At 69.5% G+C, this 13,755-nt stretch carries 14 protein-coding genes, 1 pseudogene and 1 riboswitch; of the genes and pseudogenes, 7 read left to right on the top strand and 8 right to left on the bottom strand.

The genetic code is table 11. The annotated features are described in order from the left end of the window. Window positions 1-50: 50 nt before the first annotated feature. Complete coding sequence (locus tag ACFYO5_RS26815) at window positions 51-1,529, bottom strand: VWA domain-containing protein (RefSeq protein WP_388713290.1); 1,479 nt, start codon at window positions 1,527-1,529, stop codon at window positions 51-53. Between the two features lie 235 nt (window positions 1,530-1,764). Next, window positions 1,765-3,561, bottom strand: coding sequence for a phosphomethylpyrimidine synthase ThiC (gene thiC / locus ACFYO5_RS26810; protein ID WP_388713287.1), 1,797 nt, complete (start codon window positions 3,559-3,561; stop codon window positions 1,765-1,767). Continuing rightward, a riboswitch (TPP riboswitch) is annotated at window positions 3,554-3,743 on the bottom strand. Its footprint overlaps the gene before it by 8 nt. Before the next feature lie 71 nt (window positions 3,744-3,814). Here thiC and ACFYO5_RS26805 point away from each other — a divergent pair. Continuing rightward, window positions 3,815-5,608 (top strand): YibE/F family protein, encoded by a 1,794-nt coding sequence (locus ACFYO5_RS26805; protein ID WP_388713284.1) that lies wholly within the window; start codon window positions 3,815-3,817, stop codon window positions 5,606-5,608. Window positions 5,609-5,786: 178 nt separating this feature from the next. On the opposite strand, the gene ACFYO5_RS26800 is transcribed toward ACFYO5_RS26805, so the two are convergent. The 4 genes from ACFYO5_RS26800 to ACFYO5_RS26785 all read right to left on the bottom strand — a co-directional run bounded on the left by ACFYO5_RS26800 (window position 5,787) and on the right by ACFYO5_RS26785 (window position 8,101). After that, the gene (locus ACFYO5_RS26800; RefSeq protein ID WP_388713281.1) at window positions 5,787-6,233 is read right to left on the bottom strand and encodes an SsgA family sporulation/cell division regulator; all 447 of its coding nucleotides are present in this window, start codon (window positions 6,231-6,233) and stop codon (window positions 5,787-5,789) included. Window positions 6,234-6,331: 98 nt separating this feature from the next. After that, window positions 6,332-7,057, bottom strand: coding sequence for an IclR family transcriptional regulator (locus ACFYO5_RS26795; RefSeq protein ID WP_388713278.1), 726 nt, complete (start codon window positions 7,055-7,057; stop codon window positions 6,332-6,334). A 337-nt stretch (window positions 7,058-7,394) separates the two neighbouring features. After that, a complete protein-coding gene (locus tag ACFYO5_RS26790) occupies window positions 7,395-7,607 on the bottom strand; it encodes a DUF5326 family protein (RefSeq protein ID WP_356569983.1) in 213 nt (70 codons plus the stop codon). 176 nt (window positions 7,608-7,783) lie between these two features. After that, complete coding sequence (locus ACFYO5_RS26785) at window positions 7,784-8,101, bottom strand: cupin domain-containing protein (protein WP_356569984.1); 318 nt, start codon at window positions 8,099-8,101, stop codon at window positions 7,784-7,786. A 48-nt stretch (window positions 8,102-8,149) separates the two neighbouring features. Between ACFYO5_RS26785 and ACFYO5_RS26780 the strand changes: the two genes are divergently transcribed. From ACFYO5_RS26780 to ACFYO5_RS26760, 5 genes and pseudogenes are all read left to right on the top strand, one after another. Continuing rightward, a complete protein-coding gene (locus tag ACFYO5_RS26780) occupies window positions 8,150-8,527 on the top strand; it encodes a phage holin family protein (protein WP_388713275.1) in 378 nt (125 codons plus the stop codon). A gap of 7 nt (window positions 8,528-8,534) precedes the next feature. Then, window positions 8,535-9,026, top strand: a complete 492-nt coding sequence (locus ACFYO5_RS26775; protein ID WP_388713272.1) for a low molecular weight protein-tyrosine-phosphatase — start codon at window positions 8,535-8,537, stop codon at window positions 9,024-9,026. Next, window positions 9,023-10,168 carry a cystathionine gamma-lyase gene (locus ACFYO5_RS26770; protein WP_388713269.1) on the top strand — a complete coding sequence of 382 codons (1,146 nt, stop codon included), beginning with the start codon at window positions 9,023-9,025 and terminating at the stop codon, window positions 10,166-10,168. The genes ACFYO5_RS26775 and ACFYO5_RS26770 overlap by 4 nt, the downstream gene beginning before the upstream one ends. 93 nt (window positions 10,169-10,261) lie before the next feature. Beyond that, a pseudogene (locus tag ACFYO5_RS26765) lies at window positions 10,262-10,566 on the top strand (LysR family transcriptional regulator); the annotation flags it as partial. A gap of 70 nt (window positions 10,567-10,636) precedes the next feature. Then, window positions 10,637-11,119, top strand: coding sequence for an NUDIX hydrolase (locus ACFYO5_RS26760; protein WP_356569991.1), 483 nt, complete (start codon window positions 10,637-10,639; stop codon window positions 11,117-11,119). Window positions 11,120-11,469: 350 nt separating this feature from the next. Here ACFYO5_RS26760 and ACFYO5_RS26755 read toward each other — a convergent pair whose 3' ends face one another. After that, window positions 11,470-12,102 carry an HAD family hydrolase gene (locus ACFYO5_RS26755; protein WP_388713266.1) on the bottom strand — a complete coding sequence of 211 codons (633 nt, stop codon included), beginning with the start codon at window positions 12,100-12,102 and terminating at the stop codon, window positions 11,470-11,472. A gap of 189 nt (window positions 12,103-12,291) precedes the next feature. On the opposite strand from ACFYO5_RS26755, the gene ACFYO5_RS26750 reads away from it, so the two are divergent. Next, the gene (locus ACFYO5_RS26750) at window positions 12,292-13,161 is read left to right on the top strand and encodes a GNAT family N-acetyltransferase (protein WP_388713263.1); all 870 of its coding nucleotides are present in this window, start codon (window positions 12,292-12,294) and stop codon (window positions 13,159-13,161) included. A 104-nt stretch (window positions 13,162-13,265) separates the two neighbouring features. On the opposite strand, the gene ACFYO5_RS26745 is transcribed toward ACFYO5_RS26750, so the two are convergent. Continuing rightward, on the bottom strand, window positions 13,266-13,688 hold the full coding sequence (locus tag ACFYO5_RS26745; RefSeq protein ID WP_388713260.1) for a heme-binding protein: 423 nt from the start codon (window positions 13,686-13,688) through the stop codon (window positions 13,266-13,268). Between the last annotated feature and the right edge of the window lie 67 nt (window positions 13,689-13,755).

Genomic DNA, 13,755 nt, shown 5'->3' with positions numbered 1-13,755 from the left:
GGGCCGAGGAAACACGGGACGGGGCCGGAGGGCGAGGACCGGCATGCCGGTCAGATGATCCCCGCCCGGCCCGCGGCCGTGAGCCACCTCGGGAACTCCGACAGGAGGCGGTCGTACAGCTCCTGGTCCGGGATCGTGCTGATGTCGTCCACGGCGAAGAAGCCGACATTGTCCACGCGCCGGCCCGGCAACGCGTCGAACCGCTCCAGGACGCCGTAGTGGGAGCGGCCCAGTCCGACGAACTGCCAGAAGATCGGCTCCTCCACCGCCGCCCGCAGCTCCTTCTCGATCGCGGCATCGCGGTAGACGCCTCCGTCGGAGAAGAACAGCACCAGCGTCGGAGCCGTCGCCGGATTCCCCCGTACGTAGTCTCTGACCTGGGCGATCACCTTCTGTTCCTCGTTCTGGATGCCGACCGAGCGCATGTCGACCTGGCCCGGTCGCAGCCCCTTCTGCGGCTTCTTGCTCCGCCGGAACAGGCTGATCTCCCCCACCCGCACGTGCAGCCGCAGCCACTCGGGAAGCTCGCCCAGCCGCAGATCCGGCAGACGGGCCGGGTTCGATGCGAAGGTCCACGCCTGCATCTCGCCGTCGTCGTCGAGCTGCGCCGCCACAGCGGCCATGCGTTCGACCACGTCCGCCACCACGCCGCCGGAGTACAGGAACGACATGGACCCCGACGCGTCGAGCACCAGAACGACCCGCGCGGTGACCCCCTCCGCACCACGCTTGCTCAGACTCACGGCCACCTGCTGCTTGCGCAGCGACAGCCGCTTGCGCATATCGACCGGAAGGCGTTCCTCTCCCTTGGTCAGCCTGGCTCCGGAAGGCGGTGCGGGTACGGCGGCGGGGGCGGCCGAAGCCGACAGGGGCGGCGGGGGCGTGACTGGGGGCGGGGGCGCGACCGGGGGCAGGGGCGCGACAGGGGGCAGGGGAGTGACCGGGGGCGGTGTGCGAACGGCCGGTGCGGCCGGGGCGGCTGCCGTACCAGCGGGTTCCTCATCGACGCTGATCCCGAAGTCGGTGGCCAGCCCCGCGAGCCCGGAGGCATACCCCTGCCCGACCGCCCGGAACTTCCAACGCCCCTCCCGCAGATACAACTCACCCGCGATGAACGCCGTCTCCGTCTCCCCTCGCATCTCGAACCGGGCCAGCTCCGTCAGGCTTTCGGCGTCGAGCAGCCTGAGCGCCAGATCGGCCACCTGCCCGAAGGTGCCGCCGTCGGCGGACGCGCACAGCTCCACACGGGCGACGGCACTCTCCAGCGAAGGCAGGTCCACCTCGACCGCGTCGGTGACGACGCCGCCGGCGCTCCGCTTCCCCAGATGCCGAACGGCGCCGGAAGCGTGCCGCGGCTGGTTGTAGAAGACGAAGTCGGTGTCGTCACGCACCTTCCCGGCGGCGGTGAGGATCAGGGCCGACACATCCACGTCCGGCCCGCCGCCCCGCTCGGACCAACTGATCTCGACGCGTACGGACGGCACATCGACCGGCAGATTGGCGCCCTTGCTCATGGATCGCGCTGTCATGACACCAGTCTGCCGAGCCTCGGCCCGGAATCACCGTCCTCGGACGAAGCCGAGCGCCGACCGCCCGCCTCCCACACCCGGCGACCACCCGGTCCGGCCTTCCCCACGACTCGACCGTCGCCGGCCCCCACCACGGTCGGCCCGACCACCATAGGCTGCACCTCCAACGCACGCGAACGCCTGTGGCACCGCTGCCGTGTCCAGCACGCACGGCAGCGGTGCCGTCGCCCGCCCCTCAGTCCGCGATCGGCAGATACACCCGGTTGCCCGCCGCCGCGAACTCCTTGGACTTCTGCGCCATTCCCTCCTCGACCTCCGCCCGACTGCCGCCGTGCTCACGGCGGATGTCATGGGAGATCTTCATGGAACAGAACTTCGGTCCGCACATCGAGCAGAAGTGAGCCGTCTTGGCCGGTTCGGCCGGCAGCGTCTCGTCGTGGAACTCCCGCGCGGTGTCCGGGTCCAGAGCCAGGTTGAACTGGTCTTCCCAGCGGAACTCGAAGCGGGCGTCGGACAGCGCGTCGTCCCACTCCTGAGCACCGGGGTGCCCCTTGGCAAGGTCGGCCGCGTGGGCCGCGATCTTGTAGGTGATGACGCCGGTCTTCACGTCGTCGCGGTTGGGCAGGCCCAGATGTTCCTTGGGCGTGACGTAGCACAGCATCGCCGTGCCCCACCAGGCGATCATCGCGGCGCCGATGCCGGAGGTGATGTGGTCGTACGCCGGTGCGACGTCCGTCGTCAGCGGGCCGAGCGTGTAGAACGGCGCTTCCTCGCAGATCTCCTGCTGAAGGTCGATGTTCTCCTTGATCTTGTGCATCGGGACATGGCCCGGCCCTTCGATCATGGTCTGAACATGGAACCGCTTCGCGATCCGGTTGAGTTCCCCGAGCGTCCGCAACTCCGCGAACTGCGCCTCGTCGTTGGCGTCCGCGATGGAACCGGGCCGTAGACCGTCGCCCAGCGAGTACGTGACGTCATAGGCCGCGAGGATCTCGCAGAGTTCCTCGAAGTTCTCGTAGAGGAACGACTCCTTGTGGTGGGCCAGACACCAGGCGGCCATGATCGAGCCGCCGCGGGAGACGATGCCGGTCTTGCGGTTCGCCGTCAGCGGGACGTACGGCAGGCGAACGCCCGCATGGACGGTCATGTAGTCCACACCCTGTTCGGCCTGCTCGATCACGGTGTCCTTGTAGATCTCCCAGGTCAGCTCCTCCGCGCGGCCGTCGACCTTCTCCAGCGCCTGATACAGCGGCACCGTGCCGATGGGGACGGGGGAGTTGCGCAACACCCACTCACGGGTGGTGTGGATGTTGCGGCCGGTGGACAGGTCCATGACCGTGTCGGCGCCCCAACGGGTCGCCCAGGTCATCTTCTCGACCTCCTCCTCGATGGAGGACGTCACCGCCGAATTGCCGATGTTGGCGTTGACCTTCACCAGGAACCGCTTGCCGATGATCATCGGCTCGATCTCCGGATGGTTGACGTTGACCGGCAGCACCGCCCGTCCGGCCGCGATCTCCTCCCGTACGACCTCGGGTTCCACGTTCTCCCGGATGGCCACGTACTCCATCTCCGGGGTGATCTCTCCGCGCCGGGCGTAGGCGAGTTGGGTCACCGCCCGGCCGTCGCGGCCGCGGCGTGGCAGGCGTGGCCGTCCGGGGAAGACCGCGTCCAGGTTGCGCAGGCCGCCGCGTGGCGAGGTGTGCTTGATCCCGTCGTCCTCCGGACGGACGGGGCGGCCCGCGTACTCCTCCGTGTCGCCGCGGCCGATCACCCAGTTCTCCCGCAGAGGCGGCAGCCCTCGGCGGACATCCGTCTCGACGAGCGGATCGGTGTACGGGCCCGAGGTGTCGTACAGCGTGACCGACTGCCCGTTGGTGAGATGCACCTGACGGACCGGCACGCGCAGGTCAGGGCGTGGGCCTTCGACATACGCCTTGTGCCATCCGATGGACTTCCCGGTCTCCCCGTCGGCAGAGACCTCGTCAGAGGTCTGCGCGGAGGCAGGCGTGCGTGCGTCCTTGTTGGTCATGAGACCTACTCCCTACGCCGGCATTACCCGGTAACAGGTTCGGCGGTCGACGCAGCGGCTTCCGTCCGCCGACGATTCATGTGAAACATCACTCGGTTGTGGTGACGTTCCACGTGAAACATCGCGAATACGGAGGTCAGCGCCCTCTCAGCCCGGTGCTCCGAGCTCCCGCGTGTGCAAAGGTGCCCCCACGCTAGCGTCCTTTGTGGCGCGGTGAACAGTGGGCCTCTGTCGTTCTTGCGATGATCGGGCGGTGACCACGACACCTCCGCCTCCGTTTCCCCCTCCCGAACAGCCCCGCGATCCGGGCATGCCTCCCGGTGGACGCCCGGGACGAGACCAGGGGTACGGCCCCGGCGGCGATTCCGGTCCCGGACCGGGTTCGGGACCGGGTCGGGGTCCTGGCCCGGGTGTCGGTCAGGGTCGCGGTCCTGGTTCTGGTCCTGGTCGCGGTCCCGAGGGCGGATACGGATTCGGGACCGGGGGCGGGCAGGGCTCGGGCCGTGACTCCGGCGGAGGTCACGGACGCGGGCCTGGTGACGGGAACCTCGGCGGAGGCCATGGACACGGCCCGCGCCCGGCTGACGGACACGGCTCCGACGAGGACCACGGTGACGGCCGCAATGACGGCCCTGGGCACGGCAATGGACGCGGCCCCGGCGGGCACGGCGGCGGGCACGGTTCCGGTCCGGGTGGCGGCCACGGGCACAGCCACAGCCATGGCCCGGCCGCCCCCGTCTCCAAGCATCTGCGCAAGGTCATCGCAGCCGTCCTCGTCCCCTTCGGCGTGGCCGTGCTCGTCGGTCTGGTCACGCTGTGGCCCGGCGGTGCCCCGGCGCATGAGCGCACCGGCGTCGGTTTCGACCGGCAGACGCAGCAGGCGACGGTCTCCGAGGTCGTGAAGATCAGCTGCTCGTCGGCGAACGCCTCCGGCGGCACTCCGACCGGGGACACCTCGACCGCTGAGGGCTCATCCGCGCAACAGCAGGCGGACGGCACCTGCAAGAGGGCCACGATCCGCGTGGACACCGGCGCGGACAAGGGCCGTACGTTCACCGAGATCATCCAACCGGACCAGTCACGGCAGTTGCACGAGGGCCAGAAGGTCGTGGTCGCCTACGAGCCCTCCGCACCGAAGGACCTCCAGTACTCGGTCACCGACGTGAACCGCCGTGTTCCCATGGGCCTGCTCGCGGCCATCTTCGCCGTCGCCGTCGTGGTCGTCGGGCGGCTGCGGGGAGTCATGGCGCTGGTCGCTCTGGCCATCAGCTTCATGGTGCTGAACTTCTTCGTCCTGCCCGCGATCCTGCAGGGCTCCAACCCGCTGGCCGTGGCGGTCGTCGGAGCGAGCGCCATCATGCTGATCGCTCTCTACCTGTGCCACGGCCTGTCTGCCCGCACCTCCGTGGCCGTACTGGGCACACTCATCTCCCTGCTGCTGATCGGCGTCCTCGGCTCCTGGTTCGTCGACTGGGCGGCGCTCACCGGCAACACGGACGACAACACCGGTCTCATCCACGGTCTGTACCCGACGATCGACATGAGCGGTCTGCTCCTCGCCGGCATCATCATCGGCTCGCTCGGTGTCCTCGACGACGTGACGGTCACGCAGACGTCGGCGGTCTGGGAACTCCACGAGGCCAACCCCTCGATGGGCTGGCGAGGTCTGTACCGGGCGGGCATCCGGATCGGCCGCGACCACATCGCGTCCGTGGTCAACACGCTCGTCCTCGCCTATGCCGGCGCCGCGCTGCCGCTGTTGCTGCTGTTCTCCATCGCGCAGAGCAGCGTCAGCACGGTCGCCAACAGCGAGCTGGTCGCCGCGGAGATCGTGCGCACGCTGGTCGGTTCGATCGGTCTGGTCGCGTCGGTCCCGGTCACCACCGCGCTCGCCGCGCTCGTGGTCTCGGCGGACCGGTCAGGCACCGGCGCGCTTCCCGACCCGGCCTCAGGGACACCGGGAGCACCGGGGCCCACGACGGCCGGTACGGCGGGTCCGGTCCCGCAGGTCGCCCGGGGCGGCAAGGGCAGGCGGCGCAAGCACTGACACCGGCGGGCGCTCGAAGAGAGTCATCGGGGCCGACTCCCCTCGAGCGCCCGCCGACCTCACGCTCCGTCAGACGGCGCTCTCGCTCCGATCGCCGCCCTGGTGATCGTCGACGCAGCCGGCCGCCCCCTCGCAGAAGCGTTCCTGCACCATCGCGCCACCACCGCTCCGTCAGGCCTCATCCGGCGTTCTGTTCTTCCGCCAGGATCCGGTCCAAGGCCTCGTCGAGGTGGGCGTCGAAGTCGGCGAACGCGCCCTCCTGTCCCAGCGGGACCAGCTTGTCGGTGCGGTCGAGGAAGGCCACGAGCGGCGCCGCCGACGAGCGGAACAGCGCCTGGTCGCCACCCACCTGCAGCCTGATCAGTACCTCGCCCAGCACGTCCCGGTCGGCCGGCGAGACTCGCACGTCTCCCTCGCCGCACGGCCTGCCCACCCCGTCGATGAGCAACTCACGCCCGAACGCCCAGGTCACCGGGGCATCGCCGGGCAGATGGAAGGTGAGCCGTACGGCGTACGGATCGCACGTCTCGTAGCCCAGTTCCACCGGGATACGAAACGAGAGCTCCTCGGAGACGAGAAAGCTCATCATGACCTCTGCCTCTACTGCCTGCACGGACTCGCGCATCGCCTAACCCCGTCATTGCCGTCGACTGGCTGGGAATCAACCCCTGACACTGCTGGCATCTTGCTCAACGTGCACAACAGATCACAAGGAGTGAGTTTTCAGATACTGATAGAGATCGCGAGTGATCCCAGCATTCGCCCGATCTCGCTCTGCAACTGGTGTACCGCCGCCGGCAGCCGGTCGGCCTGATGAACGGGGAGGGAGATGGCCATCGTGGCGGCCGTCGTGCCCACAGTGATCGGGATGGCGGCGCACACCGTGCCCAGCGCGTACTCCTGCCGTTCGACGACCGTCTCCATCCGCCGCGCCCGGGCCAGCCGCCGCAACAGGGTGTGGTCGTCCCGGACGGTGTACGGGGTGATCGACTGCACGGGGTAACGGTCCAGGTGGTCACGGCGGGCCTTCTCGTCCAGTTGGGACAGCAGGCACTGACCGATGGCGTGCGCGTGCCCGGTCTCCCGGAAGTCGGCCCACTCCTCCACCGCCGGATTGCCCGGGGTGTCGGAGACGCACATGACCTCGATTTCGCCGTCCCGGTAGCGGGCGTAGTACACCGGAACGCCGATCGAGTCCCGCCAGTGGGCGAGGGTCGCGACCACGGTGCTGCGACGTTTCTGCGCGGCTGCGCTTGCGCTCAGGCGTTCGGCCGCCTCGCCGAGGAAGAACATGCCCTTGTCGCGCCACAGATAGCCCTCGTGCACGAGGGTGCGCAGCAGGTGGTACGCCGTGGGCAGCGCCAGGTCGGTCTCGCGGGCCAGTTGCTTGGCCGGAGCCCCGCCGTCGTGCCGGGCCACGGATTCCAGCAGGCGCATGGCGCGTTGCACGGAGCCGATGAGTGTCGTCGTGGCTTGCGGTTGTTCGGGGACGCCTCTGCCCGCCGGTCGCTGGGGAAGGGGCGTGGCGCCACGCGTGCGAGTGGGGGGTGAGTGCGGTTCCGCGAATGCTGCGGTGTCAGCCGTGGCCAAGGGTGACTCCCGAAGTGCGAGAGAGCGGCCCGTGCGGGGAACACGGGAGTGGGGGACGCCGCTCGCGGGGGTGTGGCCCCGCGACGGGTTCCGGACTCTAACGGCCCGCCACCGGGGACGGTCCCGCTGTCCGGGAAACTTCCCCCGGCCGAGGGAACCGGCGATTCCTGTTACCGGCTCCCGCTCCCCGAACCGCTCACCAGTCGCCGCGTGAGGAGGAGCCCGCCGTGAACTTGCGGACCACGTAGACCAGTCCGCCGACCAGTGCCACGAAGACCAGCAGCTTGAACAGCAGTCCGATCACGAAGCCGACGACGCTCGCTATCAGCCCGCCGAACACGACCAGCGCGATGACCGGCACCGCCACCCACTTCAACCACCACGGCAGTCCCGCGAAGATCTCTCGCATCGCCCTCGTCCTCGTCTGTCCGATGTCCGGTGCCACTGGCGGCCCGGATCCTTCGATGTCCTGCCGTCGATGCTAGGTCTCGAGGGGTGCCTGCGGGGGCCTCGCATCCCTTGTCCTCCCCTGACCCACCCCCTAGGGAACCCCGAGACCACGAGTCCCCTCCCAGAGGGAGACGCTCAGCCCTCCGCCGGCGAGAACACCACCATGACCCGCAGGTCCTCGCTGATGTGATGGAACTTGTGGGCGACTCCGGCCGGCACGTAGACGACGCTTCCGCGTGCGACCTGGGTGGTCTCCAGACCGACCGTGATGGATGCGCGCCCGCTCACGACGAAGTACACCTCGTCCTGCTGGTGCGGGCTCTGCGGGTCGTGGTCTCCGGCATCGAGCGCGTAGAGGCCCACCGACATGTTCCGCTCCCGCAGGAATTGCAGGTAGGCGCCGTCGTTGGCGGCTCTCTCCGCCTCCAGTTCGTCCAACCGGAATGCCTTCATCGCCCTCGTCCGCCCTCGTAGCCGATCTCTTCTGTCACGATCAGACACATGAAGAATTTCGTAGTCAAGACGATCGCCAACGCGGGCGCCCTGGCGGTCGCCGTCTGGCTGCTCGACAAGATCACCTTGACCGGTGCCGGCACGGGCAAGAAGGTCGGCACCCTGATCGTGGTGGCGCTCCTGTTCGGCCTGGTCAACTCTCTGGTCAAGCCGGTCGTGAAGGTACTGACCTTCCCCCTCTTCATCCTCACGCTCGGCCTGATCACCCTGGTGGTGAACGCGCTGATGCTGTTGCTGACCTCGTGGCTGGCCGACAAGCTCGACGTCAGTTTCCACGTCGAGGGTTTCTGGACGGCGGTACTGGGCGGCCTGATCATCTCCGTGGTCTCCTGGGCGCTCAATGTCGTCCTGCCCGACGAGGACTGAGCACGCGATGAGTTACCGGGTTTGTTTCGTCTGCACCGGCAACATCTGCCGATCCCCGATGGCCGAGGCCGTCTTCCGCGCGCGCGTCGCGGAGGTCGGCCTCGACGCCCTGGTCGACGTCGACAGCGCCGGCACGGACGACTGGCACGCGGACGAGGGTGCCGACCCGCGCGCCGTCTCCGTCCTGGAGGACAACGGCTACGCCGTCGAGCACACGGCCCGCGTGTTCGAACGGTCCTGGTTCACTCGCCTCGACCTCGTGATCGCCCTGGACGCCGGTCATCTCAGGGCCCTGCGCCGGCTCGCCCCCACCGACGAGGACGCCCGAAAGATCCGGCTGCTGCGCGCGTACTCCCCAGCAGGCGGCGACGACCTGGACGTTCCCGACCCCTACTACGGGGGCAGGGACGGCTTCGAAGAGTGCCTCCGGCTGGTGGAGGAGGCGAGCGTCGGACTGCTCGCCGCGGTTCGCGCGGACGTGGAAGGACGAGCGGCATGAGTGACTCCACGACGGCCGGAGGCGCCGGTGAAGGCACGCGCGCGGTACGGGCGGGTCTTCCGGAGCCGGTGAAGTACGAGCCGACCCTGCCCGGCCCGGTGTTCGCCGCGCACTTCCACCTGCCCGGCGAGCCCACAGGTCCGTACACCTACGGCCGCGACGAGAACCCGACCTGGACGCATCTGGAGCGCGCCGTCGGCGAGCTGGAGGCGCCGGGGCAGGACGGTGTCGACACGCTCGTGTTCGCCTCCGGCATGGCGGCGATCTCCTCCGTGCTCTTCTCCCAGCTGCGCACCGGGGACACCGTCGTCCTGCCCAGCGACGGCTACCAGGCGCTTCCCCTGGTGCGCGCCCAACTGGAGGCGTACGGCATCGAGGTGCGCACCGCGCCGACCGGTGGCGACGCCCAGCTGGGCGTCCTCGACGGGGCGAGGTTGCTGTGGATCGAGTCCCCGTCGAACCCGGGCCTCGACGTGTGCGACATCCGGCGTCTCGTCGAGGCGGCACACGCGAGGGGCGCCCTGGTGGCCGTCGACAACACGCTGGCGACGCCACTCGGGCAGCGCCCGCTGGAGCTGGGCGCCGACTTCTCGGTGGCCAGCGGCACCAAGCAGCTCACGGGGCACGGGGACGTCCTCCTCGGTTACGTCACCGGACGCTCCGGCGAACCGATGACGGCCGTACGACGCTGGCGCAAGATCGTCGGGGCGATCCCGGGGCCCATGGAGGCCTGGCTCGCGCACCGGTCGATCGCCACGCTCCAGATGCGTGTGGACCGGCAGTGTTCCACCGCGCTGATGGTCGCCCAGGCGCTGCGGGACCGGCCCGAGGTGAGTGGACTGCGATACCCGGGGCTGGCGGACGACCCGTCGCACCAGGTCGCCGCGCGCCAGATGCGGCGCTTCGGCTGCGTGGTCTCCTTCGCGTTGCCCACGCGCGCACGTGCCGAGCGTTTCCTCGCGGAACTACGCCTCGTGGACGATGCGACCAGCTTCGGCGGGGTGCGCTCCACCGCCGAACGTCGTGGGCGCTGGGGCGGGGACGCGGTTCCGGAGGGCTTCATCCGGCTGTCGGTCGGCGCCGAGGACCCGGAGGACCTGGTGGCGGACGTGCTGCGCGCGTTGGACGAGTCGGCGCGGTGACCGGAACGGATGCCCGCACGGCGTCCCTTCCACCCGGAGACCGGTCCGAGCCCGTGGCTCGGACCGTCCTCGGCTCCGCGCGCGAGGACCATCGCGAACCCGCATCTCGACGCCCTCGTGAAGATCGTCGGGACCGGCCTCGACGACGAGGCCTCCGTACGGACCCTGCACCTTGCCGGTCCGCCCGAGTCACCGCCGAACGGGCCCTTTCCTTCTCTCTCACCGAACCGACCGACGGGGACGGTCGGAGGCTCACCCTGCGCGCTGCCTCGGGAGCCGCCCACGACACCCTGGACGGGCTGGCCGCCGGACACCAGGATCTCGCCATCACCATGGCCCGACCACGCGCCGCCCTGCTCACCACCCCGTTGTGCGACGCGGAGCACGGCCTGGTCGCCGGACGGACCGGGTCGGGGCGGTGCCCATCGGAGATGTTTCACGTGGAACCAGCCGGGCCACATTCCTCCCATGACCGTCCGACCTGTGGTCAAGCGCACCGCGCGCGCCGTTCTACTGGACGGCGACGACCTGATCCTGATCAAACGCAGCAAACCTGGCCTCGATCCCTACTGGGTCACCCCAGGTGGCGGAGTCGAGCCTGAGGACACCACCGTCGTCGACGCCCTGCATCGAGAGGTGTACGAGGAACTCGGCGCGAAGATCACCGATGTCGTCCCCTGCTTCGTCGACACCGTCGAACACATCGGCGAGGACGGCGGCGCGACCGGTGTGAAGGTGCAGCACTTCTTCGTCTGCCGACTGGAGTCCATGGACCTCGCTCTGCGGCACGGCCCTGAGATCGACGAGCCCGTCGGGGAGTACGAGATCGTGCACGTGCCGTTCACCCGGGTCGGGATCGCCTCCGTCCACCTCGTACCGCTCTCTCTGCGGCACTACCTCGACGGCAACATCGAGGGCGTACGTGCCATGCACGCTCCGGACCTGGGGTGACGCTCCGGGCTCAGGTCAGCTTCCGGCGCGGCCACTTCCTCGACCCAGTCGTGACGTACGCGCTTCCGAGGAACGCAGAGATCGGTTGTCCGCGGCGGGTCCTCGGCGGGTCCTCGGCGGGTCCTCGGCGGCGAGGCTGACCGGGTCTCCGCACGGCTCCGCGACGTCGAACGGCGGCCGGCTCTCCTCACAAGGTTTCCGGGGGCCGATGCCGATCGGTCGAGGCTTCGGCGCTGTCATGGGAGCCGAGCGCCTTCATCCCCGGTGTCCGCACACCGCCACGTCCCCAGGCTCCGTTCCCCACTTGTGGCCGGGACGAGGAACGGACCGCGAACGTGCCGGTTCCCGGGCTACGGGGCCTGGCACACCAGTTCATAGGCTTCCCATAGATCCTTGCCCGAGTACGAGTGGGTCGCCAGGCCCGTCAGATGACGGTCGGCATTGACCGCGACCGAGACCGGCACCGCCCCGAACAGATCCTTGTCGGAGAGCGAATCGCCATAGGCGACACAGTCGGCCCGCGTCACACCGAACTCCGCACACAACCGGTCAGCGATCAGCACCTTCGCCGCGGAGGTGAGCACGCCCGCCGGATCCACCGGCTCGGTGAAGGGAACAGCGGGAAAACGCGAACCGTAAGCCGCATGTGCACCCCAGCCGGTCAACCGCTCCACGAAGAACGAAGGCGAGAGCGACACCACGGCGCAGTACTCCCCCCGGCTCCTGATCTCCGACCAGACCTCCCGGATACGCGCCAGCCAAGGCGCTCTCTCGAACGCCGTCGTCACATGGGCGTCGGTGAGCCCGGTCCAGAGCGCGTACACCTGCGCCGCGTACTCCGGCGGTCCGATCAGGCCCGCGGAGACAGCCTGGTCCAGGGCGACCGTCTCCACCTCGAGGCCGAGCTGGCGCGATATCTCGACCGGCGCCGACGTTCCGTGCAGCAGCGTGCCGTCGAGGTCGAAGAAATGAAGTCGTGTCATGGCGGCGAGGCTAACGCGGTGCATGGGCCGTGTTCGCCCTGGCCTCTCCCGAGGGCCGGTCGTCGTTTCACGTAAAACGACGGTCGGCCGTCGGCAAGCTGTGCAGTGGGCCACGGCTTGGCCAAAAGCACCTACGACTGTGGGGAAACAGGTGGACGTCAGAGGCCCCGGTCGGACAGCCTGACGTGCGTGCCGACTCCTTCTCTTGCCGCTCTCCCCGTCCGCCGTCTCACACACCGTGACCTCATCGCCTGCGCCGACCTGTCCGAAGACAGGGGGTGGCCACGCGAGGAGCACAAGTGGGGCTTCCTCCTCACCGCCGGAAAGGGCTACGGCATCGACGACCCGGACGGCGGCCTCGTCAGCGCCTGCGTCGTCACCGAGTACGGCCCTCATGGCCGACCCGCATTCGGCGCCATCGGCATGGTGCTGGTCGCCGAACGGCATGCCCGGCAGGGCGTCGGCCGCCGGCTCGTGCGGCACATCACCTCCGTGATGGGCACGACCCCGCTGACCCTGCACGCGACGCCGAACGGCCGTCCGCTGTACGAGGAGCTGGGATTCAAGACCACGGGCCGCGCCGAAATGGTGGTCGGCCGCTTCACACCCGACGGGCCCGTCTCCGGCGGCGTCATGACCCGCGCGGCCACGGCCGAGGATCTCACCACGATCCTGCGCCTGGACGAGCAGGTCTTCGGCGCCGACCGCATGCCCGTGATCGCCCGGTTGCCCGCCTTCGCCGACCAGGTGCGGGTCGCCGAGGACGGCGGCCGGATCATCGGTTACGCGGCCGCCTGGCCCAACATGGACACCCATGTCGTGGGGCCGCTGATCGCCCGGGACACGGAGACGGCGAAGGCACTGCTGGCGTCGCTGGCCGAGCGCTCCAACCGGCCACTGCGCACCGACATCGACGTCCGGCACGAGGAACTCCTGGCCTGGGTCAAGGAGCGCGGCCTGGCATCGGTCGCCTTCAACACCGTCATGACCTACGGCATCACCGAGTTGCCCGGTGACTGGACCCGGCGGTTCGCTCCGCTGACGGTGGCGGCCGGCTGAGGGAACCGCAGACAGGCGCCGGTTCCCGAGGGCCTCGGGAACCGGCGGACATCCCCCGGGCGGACAGGTCGTCGACCGTCGAACCCGTCGGGAAGCGGGCCAGGTCAGTCGAGCGCCTGCACCGCAGCGACGGCGAATGCGTGGTCCTGCTCGGGGGCACCGCCGCCCACACCCACGGCTCCGATCAGACGTCCGTCACGGTGGACCGGCACGCCGCCCGCGATGAACAGCAGCGGCCTGTCGAGCGCGGTGGGGAGGGTGTGGAACGAGCCGCCGGGCTGGACGGCGTCGACGAGGTCGGCGGTCGGGGTGTTCAGCTGGAGCGCCGTGTAGGCCTTGCGCGTGCTCGTCTCGCCGGAGATCAGGACGGCGCGGTCGTCCCGGCGGAAAGCCATCAGATGGCCACCCGCGTCCAGGACGGTGACACTGACCGTGACCCCGGCGGCCTCGGCCGCACGGCGGGCGGCCGTGAGGAGGACGTCGGCGTCGTGGGCGGTCATGGGCGCGAAGGCGGTGGTGGTGCTCATCGGGGTGTTCTCCTTGCGGGTCTTTCTCGAGCGGGAAGTCTGGTGCGGGTCGTTGTCGTGAACGGTG

It is taken from the genome of Streptomyces sp. NPDC006259 (genome assembly GCF_042870975.1).
Taxonomy (GTDB): domain Bacteria; phylum Actinomycetota; class Actinomycetes; order Streptomycetales; family Streptomycetaceae; genus Streptomyces.
Note: the sequence above shows the minus strand (reverse complement) of the source record. Positions and strands in the feature narration are given on the sequence as shown.

Coding starts and splice junctions, on each gene's coding strand:
- ACFYO5_RS26745 (WP_388713260.1), bottom strand. CDS start 13,688: ATGAGCACCACCACCGCCTTCGCGCCCATGACCGCCCACGACGCCGAC.
- ACFYO5_RS26760 (WP_356569991.1), top strand. CDS start 10,637: ATGACCGTCCGACCTGTGGTCAAGCGCACCGCGCGCGCCGTTCTACTG.
- ACFYO5_RS26785 (WP_356569984.1), bottom strand. CDS start 8,101: ATGAAGGCATTCCGGTTGGACGAACTGGAGGCGGAGAGAGCCGCCAAC.
- ACFYO5_RS26770 (WP_388713269.1), top strand. CDS start 9,023: ATGAGTGACTCCACGACGGCCGGAGGCGCCGGTGAAGGCACGCGCGCG.
- ACFYO5_RS26790 (WP_356569983.1), bottom strand. CDS start 7,607: ATGCGAGAGATCTTCGCGGGACTGCCGTGGTGGTTGAAGTGGGTGGCG.
- ACFYO5_RS26815 (WP_388713290.1), bottom strand. CDS start 1,529: ATGACAGCGCGATCCATGAGCAAGGGCGCCAATCTGCCGGTCGATGTG.
- ACFYO5_RS26755 (WP_388713266.1), bottom strand. CDS start 12,102: ATGACACGACTTCATTTCTTCGACCTCGACGGCACGCTGCTGCACGGA.
- thiC (WP_388713287.1), bottom strand. CDS start 3,561: ATGACCAACAAGGACGCACGCACGCCTGCCTCCGCGCAGACCTCTGAC.
- ACFYO5_RS26780 (WP_388713275.1), top strand. CDS start 8,150: ATGAAGAATTTCGTAGTCAAGACGATCGCCAACGCGGGCGCCCTGGCG.
- ACFYO5_RS26800 (WP_388713281.1), bottom strand. CDS start 6,233: ATGCGCGAGTCCGTGCAGGCAGTAGAGGCAGAGGTCATGATGAGCTTT.
- ACFYO5_RS26775 (WP_388713272.1), top strand. CDS start 8,535: ATGAGTTACCGGGTTTGTTTCGTCTGCACCGGCAACATCTGCCGATCC.